Here is a 16,565-nt window from a genome sequence, read left to right as displayed (position 1 = left end):
GCGCCGGCGGCATCAGGCGATCAGATGCAGCCGGCGCCGCTGAGCCAGCCAGGTGGCGAATTCGGCGGCCGGCATGGGCTTGGCATACAGATAGCCCTGCTTGGCGTCCACGCCCAAGGTATCCAGGAAGGCGGTTTCCTCAACGGTTTCCACGCCTTCGGCGATCACCTTCAATTCCAGGGTGCGGGCCACGGCGACGATGGCGCGAGCCAGCGCCTGCGACACCGGGTTCTCGTTCACGCCGCGCACAAAGCTGGCGTCCAGCTTGATGGCGTCCAGCGGAATGCGCGCCAGTTGCGACAGCGACGAATAACCCGTGCCGAAATCGTCCAGGTGCACGCGCGCGCCCAATTGGCGGAACTGCTTGATCAGGTCGATGGCGGCGCCCTCGTCTTCGATCAGGCAGCTTTCGGTGAGCTCGATATCCAGCATGCAAGGCTCAAGCCCCGCATCGCCGATGGCGCGCATGAAGTCGCTGACCACGCCCTTGTCGTCCAACTGCCGCGCCGACATGTTGATGGCGATGCGGATATTCAGGCCGTCGCGCTTCCAGGCGGCCGCCTGGCGCGCGGCTTCGCGCATCACCCAGACGCCCAGCGGCGAGATCAGGCCGGACTCTTCTGCATAAGGAATGAAAGTGCCGGGGCAAACCATGCCGCGCTCGGGCGAGCGCCAGCGCAAGAGCGCCTCGACACTGTGGACTTCGCCGGTGCGGCCCACCAGCTTGGGCTGGTAATACAGCATCAGGTGATTCTCGGACAAGGCCTTGCGCAGATTGGTGTCCAGCCACACGTAGTCGGCGTTGCGGCGGTCCATGTCGGGCTGGAACACGCGGTAGGTATGGCGCCCTGCTTCCTTGGCCACATACATGGCGATGTCGGCGCTGCGCACCACGCTGTCCAGGTCGGCGCCATGGTCGGGGTACATGGCAATGCCGATCGAGCAACTGGTGTAGACCTCGATCAAGCCTTGGCGGAAGGGTTCACGCAGCCGTTCGATGATGCGTTCGGCAGTGGCTTCCAGTTCCCAGGCTTGCGCCTGTTCCTGCAGCACGATGAATTCGTCGCCGCCCAGGCGGGCCAGCGTCTGGCCTGGCGACAGGCAGGTTGAAATCGCCACCGACACAGCCTTGAGCAGGCGGTCGCCGAAGCCGTGGCCATAGTGGTCGTTGATGCGCTTGAAGTTGTCCAGGTCCAGGAAAAGCACACCGCCGCGCCCGTCCTGCCCCGCCGCCAACGCCGCCTTCAGGCGCGACGTGATGGCGTGCCGGTTGGGCAGGTTGGTCAGCATGTCGGTATTGGCCAGCACGCGCAGCCGTTCCTGCGCCTGGCGTTCTTCGGTGATGTCGGTGCCCGAGCAGATCAGGTAGACACGCTTTTCACCGCTGCCGCTGGTGACGAACTTGTTGCGGAACAGGAAGAGCCGCGGGCCCTTGACCGTGTTGATCAGCCGTTCGACCTCATACGACTGGCCGCGTTTGTAGAATTCCGCGATGTTGCGGCGGGACGCGATGGCTTCTTCGCGCGTCATGAACATTTCAAACACGCTGCGCCCGACGATGTCTTGCTCGCGCTTGCCCGTGTATTCCTCGCTGAGCTTGTTGAAGCGCTGCACGCGGCCGTTCTGGTCCACGATGACAATCACCGAATTGGCCTCGGACACCACGGTCTCGGCAAACGACAGGCCTTCGACCAGATCCTTGGCAACGGATTCGGTATCGGAATAGGCGGACGCGGTGCCGGCCCATTCGTTCGGGTTGATCTTGCGGCCCACCAGGTGCAAGCGCAGCAGGTCGCCATACAGCGAGATGTCTATCCGCACGCTGGAGGTAATTCCCGTCAGCGATCGAACCGTGTCAGCCTGATCCGGCCGCAGCGCCAATGCGATGTTGGTCGCCCCCTTGATGGCGGCCAACTGTATGGCGTCGCTATCGGCCGACAGTCTCCAATAAGGGCTGTGCGTACCGAAGTGCGTGTACAGGATCGACTTTTCGTCTTGATTCTCTGTCATCGTGGTATCCCCCCACTGTCCTAGGCTGGACCGCAAAGAACATTACGGCCTAGGCAGGACAGGGTCAATACCCATGTGCAGTGCAACAAACCCTGTATTACGAATTATTGCATCGGCAGTTTGCATCGGTAGAACACCCACCGGCTTCGCCGAGCCCTTTGATGCGCCGTGTTCCCCTGAAACGAACGTCTTGTTGCGCCGCCCCTTTTACCCTTGCACAAAAAATATCGCCGAAGACTCCGTACGGAAATCTTCGGCGTGTGGCTTAAATGGTTCAGCCGTGAATCGCAGCAGCGAAGCTTACTCTGGCTTCACCCCGGCTTCGTCGATCACCTTGGTCCAGCGCGCAACTTCCGCCGACACCCGCTTGCCCGCATCGGCCGGTGAGGTCCAGGTGGCGATGGCGCCCTGGTTCAACAACGACGCCTTCACCTCTGGCTTGGCCAGAATCTTCTTCAGTTCGCCGTTCAAGCGGTCGATCACGGGCGCCGGGGTGTTGGCGGGCGCGACGATGCCGAACATGGAGCTGACCTCGAAATCCTTCAGGCCCGCTTCCGCCGCGGTCGGCACGTCCGGCAGCGCGTCCACACGCGTGGGCGACGTCACCGCCAAGGCGCGCAGCTTGCCCGCCTTGATGTTGCCCTGCGCGGCCGGCACGGTTTCGATCATGCTCAACACCTGGCCGCCCATCAGGTCGGTCATGGCGGGGCCACTGCCCTTGTAGGGCACGTGCAGGATGTCGACGCCGGCGGCGCGCTTGAACATTTCGCCCGCCAGATGCTGCGGCGAACCGTTGCCGGCCGACGCCATGGTGATGTAGCCCGGCTTGGACTTGGCCAGGGCAATGAACTCAGACAAAGTCTTGGCCTGCACCGACGGGTTCACCACGAACACCAGCGGCACCGTGCCCACGATGGACACCGGCGAGAAGCTCTTTTGCACGTCGTACGTGACGCGGCCACGGTACAAGGCGGCATTGATGGAATGGCTGGTCAGCGCGCCCATCAGCAAGGTGTAGCCATCCGGCTGCGCCTTGGCGACCTGGTCGGCGCCGATGTTGCCCGCCGCGCCCGCGCGGTTTTCCACGATCACGGACTGGCCCAGCGCGCCCGTCAGCTCCTGCGCCAGCACGCGGCCGATCACGTCGGTGGCGCCCCCGGGCGGATACGGCACGATCAGGCGGATGGGCTTGTCCGGGTAGGCATCGGCGGACAGGGCCGGGGCGGACACACCGGCACACAAGGCCAGCAGGGATAGCAGGACGGCACGGCGCGGCCGCAGACGCAGGTCTGACATAAGGTCTCTCTCCAGCCGGGATGAGTATAGGAATGGACGGACGCCCGGCTCGTCAACCGCGCCAGTTTAGGAGCCTGAACTTGATTGAAGAATCAGAATTTTTCTATCGACTGATCGTTTATTTAGATCAATATTCGCGTCCGCAGAAACCGCTTGCCGACGTATTCAAAGGCTGGATATGATCTTCGGCCTGGATTATCAATAATATTATCGGGACTGAAAATGACGGACGAGAGCAAGGGCGCCAAGCCCGCGATGGGCCCTTTTGATAGCGACAGCGCCACCGCGCAAGGCGTGGCGCGCGGGCTCACGAACTACGGCGACAAGGGCTTTTCGCTGTTCTTGCGCAAGGCGTTCATCAAGGGCGCCGGCTTGTCCGATGACGCCCTGGCCCGCCCCATCATCGGCATCGTCAACACGGGCAGCAGCTATAACCCCTGCCACGGCAACGCGCCGCAACTGATCGAAGCCGTCAAGCGCGGCGTCATGCTGGCGGGCGGCCTGCCCATGGACTTCCCGACCATCTCGGTGCACGAGAGCTTCTCGCAACCCACCAGCATGTACCTGCGCAACCTGATGTCCATGGACACCGAGGAAATGATCCGCGCGCAGCCCATGGATGCCGTGGTGTTGATTGGCGGTTGCGACAAGACCGTGCCCGCGCAATTGATGGGCGCGGCATCCGCCGGCGTGCCCGCCATTCAATTGGTCACGGGGTCGATGCTGACCGGTTCGCATCGTGGCGAACGGGTCGGCGCCTGCACCGACTGCCGCCGCTACTGGGGCCGCTACCGTGCCGACGAGATCGACGCACCCGAGATCGCCGACGTCAACAACCAACTGGTCGCCAGCGTGGGCACCTGTTCGGTGATGGGCACGGCCAGCACCATGGCCTGCATCACCGAAGCCTTGGGCATGATGGTGGCGGGCGGCGCGTCGGCCCCAGCCGTTACCGCCGACCGTGTGCGCGTGGCCGAACGCACCGGCGCCACCGCCGTGGCCATGGCCGCATCGCGCCTGACGCCCGATCAGATCATCAACGGCAAGTCCATTGAAAACGCCCTGCGCGTGCTGCTGTCGATTGGAGGCTCCACCAACGGCATCGTCCACCTGACCGCCATCGCCGGCCGTCTGGGTATCGACATCGACCTGGCCGGGCTGGACCGCATCAGCCGTGAAACCCCCGTGCTGGTCGACCTGAAGCCGTCAGGTCAGCACTACATGGAAGACTTCCACGACGCGGGCGGCATGCTGGCGCTGCTGCGCGAACTGCGCCCGTACCTGCACCTGGACGTGATGACCGTATCCGGCCGCACGCTGGGCCAGGAACTGGACGACGCACCCGCGCCCTTCAAGCAGGACGTGATCCGCACCGCCGCCGCCCCCATCTACCCAGTGGGTGGCCTGGCCGTGCTGCGCGGCAACCTGGCGCCGGGCGGCGCCATCATCAAGCAATCGGCCGCCAACCCCAAGCTGATGGAGCATGAAGGCCGCGCCGTGGTGTTCGAGGACGCCGAGGACATGGCGCGCCGCATCGACGACGACGCGCTGGACGTGACCGCCGACGACATCCTGGTGCTCAAGCGCATCGGCCCGACCGGTGCACCCGGCATGCCGGAAGCCGGCTACATGCCGATCCCCAAGAAGCTGGCGCGCGCGGGCGTGAAGGACATGGTCCGCATTTCAGACGGCCGCATGAGCGGCACTGCGGCCGGCACCATCGTGCTGCACGTCACGCCCGAATCCGCGATTGGCGGCCCGCTGGCTTACGTGCAAAATGGCGACCGCATCCGGCTGTCGGTGGCCAACCGGGAAATCGCGTTGCTGGTGGACGACGCCGAACTGGCGCGCCGCGCGGCGGAAAAGCCGATCACGCGACCGACCGCCGACCGTGGCTACCGCAAGCTGTTCCTGCAAACCGTGACGCAGGCTGACCAGGGGGTTGACTTCGACTTCCTGCGCGCTGGCGTCACGCACGACACCGTGCCGAAAAAGTAAATCAACTTAAAGCCGACATGAACGCCATCACGCCCGACGCCCTGCAAGCAGAGGCCCCCGACGCCACGCAATCCGCGGTGGCAGCCCTGGAAGAAGACATCGTCTTCGGCCGGCTGCACCCGCGCGAACGCCTGACCGAAGACGAGCTGATGGCGCGCTTTTCCATGAAGCGCCATGCCGTGCGGCAAGTGCTGACCGAGCTTGAATTGCTGGGCGTGGTGGAAAAAAAGCGCAACGTCGGCGCGGTCGTGCGGGCATTCTCGGCACGCGAAGTCATGGAGTTGTACGCGCTGCGCGAAGTGCTGGAAGTGCACGCTGCCAGCCAGATGCCGCTACCCGTGCCCGAAGCGCGACTGGCGGCCTTGGTCATGGTGCAACGCGAACACGACGCCGCCGTGGCGGACGGCGACGCGCGCCGCGTGTTCCGCAGCAATCAGCGCTTTCATCACGAATTCTTCGGCCTGCTGGACAACGCCGTGCTGGGTCAGGCCATCGAGGAATACGCCCGCCGCACCCATCCGATCCGCTTCGGCACGCTGGTCGCACCCGCCTACCGCGAACGCGCAAGGCAGGAACACTGGGCCATGATCCAGGCGCTGCGCGCAGGCGACCGCGACGCGCTGATGACAATCTGCCGGGATCATTTGCTGCCTTCAAGAGACGCCTATCTGGCGTCGGAGCAGACGCGGTTACGGGCGTGAAATTCCGCGGCGTTTCATAGATCAGGTAAGGTTGGAAAGAAAAAATCCGCGTTACCAACCGCGGCAGTTCGCTTCGTCGCGATTGAAGATGAAATCCGCGGGTAGCTTCCCACGGAATTTACGCAACCTGATCAGCACATCTTCCTCGTCGACGGTCTTGCGCACTTCGAAACGGCGATCATCCTTGACGTGGATTTCAACATCATCGCCCTCTTTCAGGTTCAACGTATCGACCACGTTGTCGGGCAGGCGTAAAGCCAGGCCGCTACCGAACTTGACGACTCGCATGTGAGGTACTCCTTGGATAAACGAAGGGCATTTCCATTAATGATGCCTGAAGACACCACCGTCTACATTTCATAATCATCCTATAGCTCTACTCCGGCGATGTGGCCGACCATGTCGGCATCTCACGTTCCGGGGAGCTATCGTGACTCATCAATGCGACCTGCGTTTTAGTTTCGGCGTTGTCGGCGGCTTGGATTTCGAGCTTGTCGAATTCACGCTGGATGAGGCGCTTTCCGAACCGTTTCGCCTGGACCTGGAACTGGCCAGCGATGATGCGTCGATCGACTTTGCCCGGATCCTGGATCAACCCGCGCTGCTGACCATTTGGCGCGGCGACACCCCGGTGCGCTATGTGCACGGCGTGGTGTCCCGCTTCGAGCAAGGCACGACCGGCTTTCGCCGCACGCGCTATCGCGCCACCGTTGAACCGCTGCTGGCCCGCGCAGGCCTGTGTTCCGATTGGCGGATCTTTCAGCAGTTGTCCGTGCCCGAGATTCTGCAACTCGTGCTGAAAGAGCACGGCATCCTCGACTACGAGCAGACGATTACGCACGAGCACCTGGCGCGTGAATATTGCGTACAGGCGGGCGACACGGACCTGCACTTTCTTGAACGCCTGGCCCGCGAAGAAGGATTTTTCTACGCCTTTCATCACCACGCCAAGGGCCACCGGCTGGTGCACAGCGACCGCCTGCACATACACGGCCGCATTGACGGGGATGCCGTGCGTTATCAACCCGCGCCCGGCGGCGACCAACCCGAACCCGCGCTACGGCGGCTTTCCTATGCCGAGCAAGTCCGTACCGCTCGGCAGACCCAGCGCGACTACACCTACAGCCATCCGCGATACGCCCAGGAACACAGCCGCGACGGCAGCGACCTGCAACATCAGCACGCCCACTACGAACGTTACGACTACCCGGGTCGCTACAAGCGCGACGAAGCGGGCAAACCCTTTACTGAAAACCGACTGCGTGGCCTGCGGCGGGACGCGCGCGTTGCAACCGTCGAAGGCGACGACCCGCGCCTGATTCCTGGGCTGTCCTTCGAACTCGTCGGCCATCCGCGCAGCGACCTCAACCAAGGCTGGCGCCCGATACGCATGCGCCATCACGGCGTCCAGCACACCAGCCAGCAAGAAGACGGCGCCGACGCCCAACTCGGCACGCGCTACGGCTACACCGCGGAACTTGTGTCCAAGCATGCCGAATGGCGAGCCGCGCCCTTACCCAAACCCAGGATCGACGGGCCGCAGATCGCCACGGTGACGGGCCCCGCTGGCGAGGAAATCTATTGCGACAGCTATGGACGAGTCAAGGTGCAATTTCCCTGGGACCGCCTGGGCAAGCATGACGAGCACAGCTCCTGTTGGATACGCGTGTCGCAGAACTGGGCGGGCGCCACTTGGGGTCACATCGCGATACCTCGGATCGGACAGGAAGTCATCGTGAACTATCTGGACGGCGACGCGGACCAGCCGGTCATCACCGGCAGAACGCACATGGCGCTGCAACTGCCGCCCTATGAACTACCGCGCCACAAGACACGCATGACCATCAAGAGCCAGACCCACAAGGGCCAGGGCTATAACGAGCTGCGCTTTGAAGACGAACGCGACCAGGAAGAAATCTACATCCACGCGCAGAAGGATCAGAACATTCACGTCAATCACGACGAAAGCACGTTTGTCGGGCATGACCGCAGTGAAAAAGTAGAAAACGACGAAACCATCGTGATCGGCCACGATCGTGAAGACACCGTGGGCAATGATGAACGCGCAGACATCGGCCAAGACCGACGCCACCGCATCGGCCAGGACGACCTGCTGGAGATCGTGCGCGACCACACCATCATTACTGGCAAGGACCGTACGGAAGAGGTCGGCAACAACCGTCGCGACAAGACGTTTGCCAATCACTGGGTAGAAACGGGCGGCCACGTCGAGCACCAGGTGCAGGGCCATCACCGTATTGAAGCCGGTCATGCCATTGACCGGGAAACCCCCATCTACCGCCTGCATACCCGCGAGCGAATCGTGCTGCAAAGCCCTGGCGGGTCCATCACCCTGGACGAGGGCGGCATCACGCTGGATGGCGTGGCGATCAACATCAAGGGGCCGCTCAGTCAGCAGGGTGTCGGCGCCGGGCTGCCCCTGAACATCGACGGCACGCCAAACCTGGACGAACCCATTTGCCTGAGCTGCTGGATCAAGGCCGCAAAAGAACGCACCGCCCTGATGAAGGTAAGCCCATGATTCCGCAGCAACTGCAACGCGCGTTGGAGGAAGACATCCACGCCGCGCCGGCCGGACAAGCGCGGTACCTGATGGTGCTGATCGATATGGCGCGGTTATCGGATGCCCAGCGCGACATGATCCAGCACGACATGCCCGGCCGGATGCATCCTCTGCTGCTGCACCCCGATTTCCTGGCCTTGCGACCGCTGGGTGCAATGCTGGTGGGGCCTGACGACAGCAGTCCCAAGTCGCGGGATGCCCTGCGGTCGATCGCGGGCGCCTACGACACCGACATCGTCCAGGCCTGGATCACCAGCGTTCTCTGCCCTGCCGACCTGGCCACCCATCTGAGCCAGGCCTGTTTCGCGCTAGGCAATGACGGCGAACGTTACCTGCTGCGCTATTACGACCCCTTGATCACACCCGTTTTGTACCGTACGGCCGATGCTGCCTGGGTCGCCAGCGTCTTCGCGCCGGTCGTTTCATGGTGGTTCGCGGGCGCCAACATCCAGCACCCGCAATGGCACCGCATTCCGGGCAGTGCAAACGCACGCTGCCGGTCACCCAGCCCGCTGGTGCTGACAGAAGCGCTGTGGAACGCCCTGGCGGGCGACCCGCTTCCCCACCGACTGCTGGACGAGCTTGAACAAGTGTCGCCAGACGTTTTCTCCACGCAATGTCGTGGCGTCCGACTGGCGCAGATCCGGTCGCATCATGCCTCGGCGAATCAGATTGGGCTGAACCGCCACGACGATCTGGTTGCCTACGTATTCACGGCACTGTCGCGGCCGGCGGCCAGCCTGCAAACCGACCGCGCATGGCAACACGCGCTACAGCAGGCTGTTGCTGGCGAAGCGCCGCTAGCCGTCACTACTCCGATTCCCATGCCACGCAACAGGACTTCCCGATGACGACGCCCACCCTTGAGTCCCTGGTGCCGCAAATCCTGCGCATCGCCGACAGAACCCGTTGCGACGCCGGCCCCAGCGCGGTCGTCGCGTGCAAGAGCGAAGTCGCCATCCTGCCCTTGCGCTACGCCGTCCTGACCGACGCCGACCCGGCGCTTGAAGCCTTGGCGCCAGCGCTGCCGCCTCACCTTGCGTCCGGGTTACCGCCACTCCAAGGCGAGCACGCGCGCTATGCCGTACGCACGATGCGCAGGGGTTATCTCTACCTGTTCACGAAACGATTCCGGAACGACTGGTCCTGCGAAAGCGCCTACCGCACTTATGACAGCGGGCTGTTGAAGCGTGTATTTCCCTATGCCCCCAGCGCTTCGAACACGAGCCGCTCTATGAACGGCCAGCCAGCGTGCACGACCTGCACGGCTCGGCCGAGAGCGGCCCGGGTGGCTGGACCCTTTGCTTGAAAGCCCCCGAAGACATCGAAGAACTTCGCGCCCTGTTCACGCCCGATCCCTTGACGACACGCATGCTGAACTTGATATCCAGCTTCAGCCCGCTACGCAATCAACTGCAAACGTTCGATATCCGGAGATTGATGATGTCGTGCTCGCGGGCAACCGACGTGCTCGATCCCAGCATCATCGACAACACGCTGGCCGATGCCATCGCGCAAGACCAGCCCGACACCGCGCCAGTTCTGGCAAGCCAGTTGTATTCCAATCCTGAAAACCACTACGCGCGCAACGTTGTCGCCCTGGACCTGAAGGAAAGCGCGCGCCGTGCTCGTGGCTTTGGGATCGTGCTGCATGACGCCATCGGGATCACCCAGCAACTCAATAGCTGGCGCAACGACGCCTATGAAGCCGTGCAGCGGTACTTGGACAAGAAGGACGACAAAGGCATCGAGAACCAGCGCAAGGTCTTGGTTGCGCAGGCGTTTACCGACGTCAAGCAGCAGTTCGAATCCCGCTCGGCCGCGCTGGAAGCCCAGCACTTCATCGATATAGAACGCGCCCGGGTCTATGACCCGGGCATGGCGGCGGGCCGCAACTGGATCTTGAACGACGAGGAGCGCGAACGCTGGGACAACGAAGCAGACCAGTACATCACTCAGTTCGAAGACGCCCTGCGCGCCAAGGTGCAGGCCAAGCTGGATAGCGGTGAGTACCAGCGCAGGTTTCACGGTAAATACCTGTCTCCCGCAAAACCTGGGCAAGCGCTGCGTGTGGAAGACATGGACGCGGAGCTGAAAACCTTCGACGCCGTATCGGAGGCCGCCGAAGCCATCGGCGCCAAGCGCGCCAAGAATCACGAACTGTGGCTCGCCAGCAAGCAACTACTGACCGCGCTGGACTTCTACGATGACAGGGATCTGGCCAGCGGCTGGCGCTTCGCGGGCCAGACCGGCTTGTGCGTCCTGGGCGCGGATGGATGCCAGAGCACAGCGGATCTGATCGAAAAGTGGTGGACCGGCAACCCAAACGAACGCGCCAACTTGGCGATGCGTGGTTTTGCGCTGAACCAAACAGAGATTCAAGCGGAATTGCAGCGCACGCTGGAAGAAGCGCGAATTCGAGCGCAAACCGAAGCGCATGACCCCGTCCTATCCAACGACAGGATGATCCAGCAGGTTCAGACGGGGTTCGTCGCGGTTCAACAGCTGGCCGATCTATTCGACAAAGCGAACGGGTTATTTGAAGCGTTGGCGGAAGCCGGAGAAACGAATCTGGCGGGCGGCGCCCTGGCCTGGTATTCCAGCCTGGCCCGCCAATCCCTGCGCTACGGATCGACCGGCAAGGAATGGTTCCTCCACGGCATCACCCGAAGCTGGCTGGCCGCCAGCATCAGCAAGCGCGCCACGAACATGCGCATTGACGAACTGACCCAGTTGGGGCGCAGCGCGGACCCCAAGCGGTTGCGCGCCCAAATTGGCAGGAACACCCGCTTCGCGTTTGCCACGGAACTTGTGGATGCCCATCGCAGTGATTTTTACAAGCTACGCGCCAGCAGCTGGCTGCTGTTCTTTGAAGCGGCCTTGATTGCCTTGCGGGTGCGGGACATGCCCAGCGATGAACGCGGCGTGGGGGAACTGATCGCCCATGGCTTGCTTGCGGGCGCTGCAGGAACGGAGATATTGGCGGCGGGTACGGGGTTGGTGCTGGGGCGTTACAGCGCCGCCAGCGCGACCGGGCGCGGCGCGACGGTTTTTCAGGGGCAACTGAAGCTGGTCGGTGGAACGCTCGCGGCGGTGGGTGGGGTGGTGTTGATGGGGTATGACTTGAAAGACGAGCGAGCCGCAACGCGCGAGGGAAAAACGGAATTGGCTCTGGCGTACCGACTACGGCTTGCGGCCGCGCTTGCGATGGTAGGAAGCCAGTCAAGCATTGCCTTCGCCGCCGCCAGTCCAATGCTGAAGATCCTGGCGGAGCGAGGCGGAAAGTCATACGCGATAACTTCCATCATCATGGCGGCGGCGAAGGTATCCGCGTACCTCGGCAAGCCGGCCATGCTGGTCCTGCTACGCAGTGCACTATTGCGTAGCACGTTGATAGGCGTTGCCGCCACCGTGGCTATAGCCATCTTTGACGACGACGCTTTGGAAAAATGGTGCAAGCGCTGCACCTACCGCGGAGTCGACTACCAAGACAACAGCCCGCATAAGGAAATGGAAAATGAACTGGCCGACCTGTACGGCGCCTTGCTGGAGATAATCTGATGTACTTGATGGAGTGGATTCTTTGGCTTTCCGTCATCAAGTCCGACGCGTGGCTACAGGAACAGACGGACGAAAATCCGAACGTCATCGTCAACAAGGCCTTAGAACCCGTATACGAAGATTTACTTGTCGCCGAATATGCGCGATTGCGCGCATCACGCTTTGACCACGCCATGTCAAGAGGCCCCGTCTACGCCTGCGACAACACCATCCTCGAAATGCGCTGCGGTGGCATGGAAGAAAAGCGCGGATTTATCACTATGATTTCCATCTTCATATTCGGGGCTGCGGTGGAGGCATTTATATACCTTCCGACACTCTTGTCCGAGTTTGACAGAAACCCCTGGGGCATTGCCCGCACGCTGCATCTGATACTCGTTACCGTGCAGGGAGTTGGCCTGCTCTACGTCTACTTCAAATACCTCTTCCGCTTCACCCGCCTGGAATCCTTCACTTCCCGCCACCTGCTCATCCGCTTCAACCGCATCACCCGCCAGGTCTATCTGCACCGCCCAGCCAGTTGCGGCGGCATCGCCGTGCTGCCTTGGGATGACATTCATCACGATACCGTCCCCGGCGTGAACCTCGTCGTCGGTTGGTACCCGCCCTACTCTCCGCTTCCGTTTCCCAACATGGTTTTCGTCGGAAAAAAGAGCGTCAGCGAATTCGAAATGAAAGCCGAATGGGAATACATCCGTCGCTACATGGATGAAGGTGGCCTGGATGCGGTGGACCCGCCGCGCCTAAGTTCGCACCTGCCCCTGCCTTGGGCTGCGTTCGCGGCACAGTTCGAGGCGCTGGGTCCTTACCTGCGTCACAGCGGCCCACTGACGTGGCTTGGAATGCTATTGATATCCCCGGCACTGGTGGTTATCGGGCTGGCCCACTGGGTGTCGCTGCTGTTGTGCTGGCGTCCGCGTTGGCCAAAGATCATTCGGGAAGCTGGCTTGCCCGGCAAGCCGCCGCCGCCGTTGACCACCATCGACGACTACCCGCCCGATGTTCGTGCGGCGCTGCTGGAAAACGCGCATCGATGGGTCGTGCGGCCGGGTTCGCCGCCGCCACGGCCCAAACGATTTTCCCTCAAGGGAAGCTGGGAGAACCGCAAACGCTAACCGCCAGCCGCTTGCCGCTGGCGGTAGCAGCCGTCGTTGACGCCCCCCCCAGCGCCCCCTCACCGCCCCTGCAACGCCAGATACTCCTTCAACGTTCCCACCAACGCCGCCGCCGCCGGCGACAAGCTGCGATTGCGTGACGTGACCAAGCCAATCGATCTTTCCGCCACCGGCCCGATCAGCGGGCGTTGCACGATCCCCGTCTGCGCCACGGCGCCCGCCGCGATCTCGGGCAGTGCGGCCACGCCGAAGCCGCATTCGACCATGGCCACGATGGTCGTCAGGTGCTCGGCTTCAAACGCGGGCGTGAAGCGGATGCGGTTCTGCAAGAACGCCCATTCGGTGTATTGCCGTACGCTGCTGGGCTGCACCATCGACACATGCTCGGCCGTGGCGGTGTCGGCCCAGCGCAGCGGGCCGCGCGACTTGGCCAGTGCATGCGACTCCGGAATCAGCAGCAAGAAGCTGTCGGACATCAGCGGCACATAGTGCAGGTCGGCGTGCTGCGGGTCGGCGGCGGTGAGCGCGAAGTCGACTTCGCCCGCGCGCACCAGGTCGAAGGCCGGGCCCGACAAGGTGTCGCGCACTTTCAGGGCGACATGCGGGTGCGCCTGGCGATAGCTCATCAGCACGCGCGGCAGCAAGCGGGCGGCAAGCGAGGGCAGCGCGGCGACCGACACCTGCCCCTGCTCGGCGCTGGTAATGCTGCTGACCGCCGCGATGGCGTCGCGAAACGCCGCCTGCAATGTCGCGGCCTGCTGCATGAAGACTTCGCCCGCGGCCGTCAGGCGCACGGTGCGCGTGGTGCGGTCGAACAGGCGCACGCCCAAAGCCTCTTCTATCCGTTGTATCTGTGTGGACAGCGCCGATTGCGACAAATGCAATTGCGCCGCCGCCTGACGAAAATTCAGCGTGCGGCCCAGCACCAGCGTGGTATCGATGTCGCGCATCGACAGGTTGATCTGCATGTCTCTACACCCCGCATTCATTGATCTGATTTATCGATCATTCTATCCAAAAAATCTGATTCATCTATCAAACGCCCTTCTCTACACTCGCCCCCAACAACGAAGCAATCACAGGAGCATTCCATGCAGACGGACGCAACGGCGCTGCCCAACCCGGGCGCGGCGCATGCAGTGGTGGTGGGCGGCGGCACGATGGGCGCCGACGTGGCGGTGGTGCTGACCCGCGCTGCCTGCCGCACCATCGTGATCGAATCCAATACCGAACGCGCTTTGGGCCTGCCTGCGCGCTTGGCCGAAAATCTGAAGACCATCGGGCGCGAGGCCAACGCCGCGCTGCTGAGCACGGCCGCCAGCCTGGACGAGGTGGACTGGTCCACGGTGAATCTCGTCATCGAATGCATTCCCGAACGGTTGGACATCAAGCAGGCGCTGTTCGCGGACCTGGCGCGGCGCGCGCGTCCCGATGCGATCCTGGCCAGCAATAGCTCCAGCTTTCCGATCAGCGCCATCAGCCAGGGCCTGGACACGCGCGGCCGCATGTTGGGCCTGCATTTCTTCATGCCCGCGCATCTGGTGCCCTTGGTGGAAGTGGTGCTGGGCGAAGCCAGCGACAACGCCTGCGCGGATTCCTTGATTGCCTTCATGCGCCGTTGCGGCAGCGTGCCGGTCAAGGTCAAGCAGGACCTGCCCGGCTTCCTGGCCAACCGCTTGCAGCATGCGCTGTCGCGCGAAGCGTTCGACCTGATCGACCGGGGCATTGCGTCTCCGGAAGACGTGGACGCCGCGGTGCGCTTCGGTTTTGGCTTTCGCTTTTTGGCCGCCGGCCCCGTCATGCAGCGGGACCACGCCGGCATCGACGTGCACGCCGCCGCGGGCGCCACGATGTACCCCACGTTCTGCAACGCCGACCACCCCGCGCGCTGCCTGACCGAACGCGCCGCCGATGGCCGCCACGGCATGAAGGCGGGCGAAGGCTTCTACGCCTGGACGCCCGAGACCATTGCCGCCGAACGCGCGCGCTACGACCGCCTGCTGCGCGCCGGCCTAGACCTCATCAACCCGGAATTGCCGGAGATCCAGCCTTGAACGCTTCTGTCTTGCCGCGCGCCGCGCTGGCCGACTCCCCCGTCATCATCACCGTGGCGCCCAATGGCGCCTACAAGAAAGCCGCCGACCATCCTGCCGTGCCGCTGACCGCCGACGACCTGGCGCGTGAAGCCCGCGCCTGCCTGGATGCGGGCGCCGGCATGATGCACATGCATGTGCGCAAGCCGGACGGCAGCCATTTGCTGGACGCCACCGCCTACCGCGACGCGCTGGCCGCCGTGGACCGCGCCGTGGGCCGCGAATTGCTGGTGCAGGTCACCAGTGAAGCCGCTGGCGTGTACAAGGCGGCCGAGCAGATTGCGCTGGTGCGCGAATTGCAGCCGGAAGCCGTGTCGATCGGCCTGCGTGAAATTGCCGTGCCGGACATTCCGGAGGCGGAACTGGCGGCGTTCCTGGCGTGGTTGGCCGAGCGCCGCATCATGACGCAGATCATCCTGTACGACGAAGGCGACGTGCAGCGCTGGCTGTCACTGCGCGCCCGCGGGCTGGTGCCGCCGGGCGCGTGGTCGGTGCTGTTCGTGCTGGGCCGCTACAGCGCGGGCCAGACCTCGTCGGCGTATGACTTGCTGCCGTTCCTGGCCGCGTACGACCAGTCGTTGCCCTGGGCGGTATGCGCGTTCGGCCCCGAGGAAAACGCCTGCGTGACGACGGCGGCGGCGTTTGGCGGCCACATGCGCGTGGGCTTTGAAAACAACCTGAAGCTGCGCGACGGCGGCATCGCACCGGACAACGCCGCGCTGGTGCGCCAGGCGGCGGACGGCGCGCGCGCGCTGGGCCGCCCCATCGCCAGCGCCGCTGACGCGCGCCGCATCTATGGTGCGATCGCCTGATTTAAAAACACGAATCAACACCACTTGCGTGTCGCGTGCCTGACGCCTTGCCGACCTGAATCGGCAAACGTGTCAGGCACATTTTTATTGCAGCGCCGCAAAACTGTTGCACCGTGGCGCGACATTGACGCAACATTGACGCGATGTAAAAGCACTGCTAAAAACTTCGACATCCGCACGTTCAACGCAATACCCCAACTGTCAAAGCGAGGTGGTGTGTGCAAAACGAGTCTGATGGCTACACCAAGCCTCAGGAGCTTCGCAGTTTCCTGTTCCTGACGGCTGTCATGGCCCCCGTTCTTACGGTCATCATCGTGGCGGGCTATGGGTTCATCGTCTGGGCCTATCAGCTGATCGCCGGCCCCCCGGGCAGCTGATGCCAAGCGACGGAACCC

Annotated in this window: 14 protein-coding genes; 10 read left to right on the top strand and 4 right to left on the bottom strand. The window is 63.2% G+C overall.

Annotated elements, in window-relative coordinates; translation table 11 throughout:
• Positions 1–12: 12 nt before the first annotated feature.
• Entirely contained in the window at positions 13–2,010 is a 1,998-nt protein-coding gene (gene pdeR, locus ELS24_RS11615; RefSeq protein ID WP_127184194.1) for a cyclic di-GMP phosphodiesterase, read from the bottom strand.
• A gap of 300 nt (positions 2,011–2,310) precedes the next feature.
• Entirely contained in the window at positions 2,311–3,306 is a 996-nt protein-coding gene (locus ELS24_RS11610) for a Bug family tripartite tricarboxylate transporter substrate binding protein (RefSeq protein WP_050447982.1), read from the bottom strand.
• A gap of 222 nt (positions 3,307–3,528) precedes the next feature.
• On the opposite strand from ELS24_RS11610, the gene ELS24_RS11605 reads away from it, so the two are divergent.
• A complete protein-coding gene (locus ELS24_RS11605) occupies positions 3,529–5,304 on the top strand; it encodes an IlvD/Edd family dehydratase (protein WP_164741241.1) in 1,776 nt (591 codons plus the stop codon).
• A 17-nt stretch (positions 5,305–5,321) separates the two neighbouring features.
• Positions 5,322–6,005 (top strand): GntR family transcriptional regulator, encoded by a 684-nt coding sequence (locus ELS24_RS11600; protein WP_050447984.1) that lies wholly within the window; start codon positions 5,322–5,324, stop codon positions 6,003–6,005.
• Between the two features lie 51 nt (positions 6,006–6,056).
• Here ELS24_RS11600 and ELS24_RS11595 read toward each other — a convergent pair whose 3' ends face one another.
• Positions 6,057–6,293 carry an AbrB/MazE/SpoVT family DNA-binding domain-containing protein gene (locus ELS24_RS11595; RefSeq protein ID WP_127184193.1) on the bottom strand — a complete coding sequence of 79 codons (237 nt, stop codon included), beginning with the start codon at positions 6,291–6,293 and terminating at the stop codon, positions 6,057–6,059.
• A 142-nt stretch (positions 6,294–6,435) separates the two neighbouring features.
• On the opposite strand from ELS24_RS11595, the gene ELS24_RS11590 reads away from it, so the two are divergent.
• The 5 genes from ELS24_RS11590 to ELS24_RS11565 all read left to right on the top strand — a co-directional run bounded on the left by ELS24_RS11590 (position 6,436) and on the right by ELS24_RS11565 (position 13,265).
• Complete coding sequence (locus ELS24_RS11590; protein ID WP_127184192.1) at positions 6,436–8,547, top strand: type VI secretion system Vgr family protein; 2,112 nt, start codon at positions 6,436–6,438, stop codon at positions 8,545–8,547.
• Positions 8,544–9,440, top strand: coding sequence for a DUF4123 domain-containing protein (locus ELS24_RS11585; RefSeq protein ID WP_127184191.1), 897 nt, complete (start codon positions 8,544–8,546; stop codon positions 9,438–9,440). The genes ELS24_RS11590 and ELS24_RS11585 overlap by 4 nt, the downstream gene beginning before the upstream one ends.
• A complete protein-coding gene (locus ELS24_RS11580; RefSeq protein ID WP_127184190.1) occupies positions 9,437–9,898 on the top strand; it encodes a toxin VasX in 462 nt (153 codons plus the stop codon). The genes ELS24_RS11585 and ELS24_RS11580 overlap by 4 nt, the downstream gene beginning before the upstream one ends.
• Positions 9,899–9,960: 62 nt before the next feature.
• Positions 9,961–12,150 carry a T6SS effector BTH_I2691 family protein gene (locus ELS24_RS11570; protein WP_342672812.1) on the top strand — a complete coding sequence of 730 codons (2,190 nt, stop codon included), beginning with the start codon at positions 9,961–9,963 and terminating at the stop codon, positions 12,148–12,150.
• The gene (locus ELS24_RS11565; protein ID WP_127184187.1) at positions 12,150–13,265 is read left to right on the top strand and encodes a hypothetical protein; all 1,116 of its coding nucleotides are present in this window, start codon (positions 12,150–12,152) and stop codon (positions 13,263–13,265) included. Before ELS24_RS11570 ends, ELS24_RS11565 begins: the two co-directional genes overlap by 1 nt.
• Before the next feature lie 59 nt (positions 13,266–13,324).
• Here the strand turns inward: ELS24_RS11565 and ELS24_RS11560 are convergent, their stop codons facing one another.
• A complete protein-coding gene (locus ELS24_RS11560) occupies positions 13,325–14,233 on the bottom strand; it encodes a LysR family transcriptional regulator (RefSeq protein WP_050447990.1) in 909 nt (302 codons plus the stop codon).
• A gap of 123 nt (positions 14,234–14,356) precedes the next feature.
• On the opposite strand from ELS24_RS11560, the gene ELS24_RS11555 reads away from it, so the two are divergent.
• From ELS24_RS11555 to napE, 3 genes are all read left to right on the top strand, one after another.
• Positions 14,357–15,319, top strand: a complete 963-nt coding sequence (locus ELS24_RS11555) for a 3-hydroxyacyl-CoA dehydrogenase family protein (protein WP_127184186.1) — start codon at positions 14,357–14,359, stop codon at positions 15,317–15,319.
• The gene (locus ELS24_RS11550; protein WP_127184185.1) at positions 15,316–16,170 is read left to right on the top strand and encodes a 3-keto-5-aminohexanoate cleavage protein; all 855 of its coding nucleotides are present in this window, start codon (positions 15,316–15,318) and stop codon (positions 16,168–16,170) included. The genes ELS24_RS11555 and ELS24_RS11550 overlap by 4 nt, the downstream gene beginning before the upstream one ends.
• 218 nt (positions 16,171–16,388) lie before the next feature.
• On the top strand, positions 16,389–16,547 hold the full coding sequence (gene napE / locus ELS24_RS11545; protein WP_127184184.1) for a periplasmic nitrate reductase, NapE protein: 159 nt from the start codon (positions 16,389–16,391) through the stop codon (positions 16,545–16,547).
• Positions 16,548–16,565 lie beyond the last annotated feature (18 nt).

The organism is Achromobacter spanius, from assembly GCF_003994415.1.
In the GTDB taxonomy this organism is placed as follows: Bacteria; Pseudomonadota; Gammaproteobacteria; order Burkholderiales; family Burkholderiaceae_B; genus Achromobacter; species Achromobacter spanius_C.
This window is presented reverse-complemented; position numbering and strand designations above follow the sequence as displayed.

Bases quoted from the DNA above. Each gene is read 5' to 3' on its own strand.
- pdeR (WP_127184194.1), bottom strand. From the start codon at position 2,010: ATGACAGAGAATCAAGACGAAAAGTCGATCCTGTACACGCACTTCGGT.
- ELS24_RS11610 (WP_050447982.1), bottom strand. From the start codon at position 3,306: ATGTCAGACCTGCGTCTGCGGCCGCGCCGTGCCGTCCTGCTATCCCTG.
- ELS24_RS11605 (WP_164741241.1), top strand. From the start codon at position 3,529: ATGACGGACGAGAGCAAGGGCGCCAAGCCCGCGATGGGCCCTTTTGAT.
- ELS24_RS11600 (WP_050447984.1), top strand. From the start codon at position 5,322: ATGAACGCCATCACGCCCGACGCCCTGCAAGCAGAGGCCCCCGACGCC.
- ELS24_RS11595 (WP_127184193.1), bottom strand. From the start codon at position 6,293: ATGCGAGTCGTCAAGTTCGGTAGCGGCCTGGCTTTACGCCTGCCCGAC.
- ELS24_RS11585 (WP_127184191.1), top strand. From the start codon at position 8,544: ATGATTCCGCAGCAACTGCAACGCGCGTTGGAGGAAGACATCCACGCC.
- ELS24_RS11580 (WP_127184190.1), top strand. From the start codon at position 9,437: ATGACGACGCCCACCCTTGAGTCCCTGGTGCCGCAAATCCTGCGCATC.
- ELS24_RS11570 (WP_342672812.1), top strand. From the start codon at position 9,961: ATGCTGAACTTGATATCCAGCTTCAGCCCGCTACGCAATCAACTGCAA.
- ELS24_RS11565 (WP_127184187.1), top strand. From the start codon at position 12,150: ATGTACTTGATGGAGTGGATTCTTTGGCTTTCCGTCATCAAGTCCGAC.
- ELS24_RS11560 (WP_050447990.1), bottom strand. From the start codon at position 14,233: ATGCAGATCAACCTGTCGATGCGCGACATCGATACCACGCTGGTGCTG.
- ELS24_RS11555 (WP_127184186.1), top strand. From the start codon at position 14,357: ATGCAGACGGACGCAACGGCGCTGCCCAACCCGGGCGCGGCGCATGCA.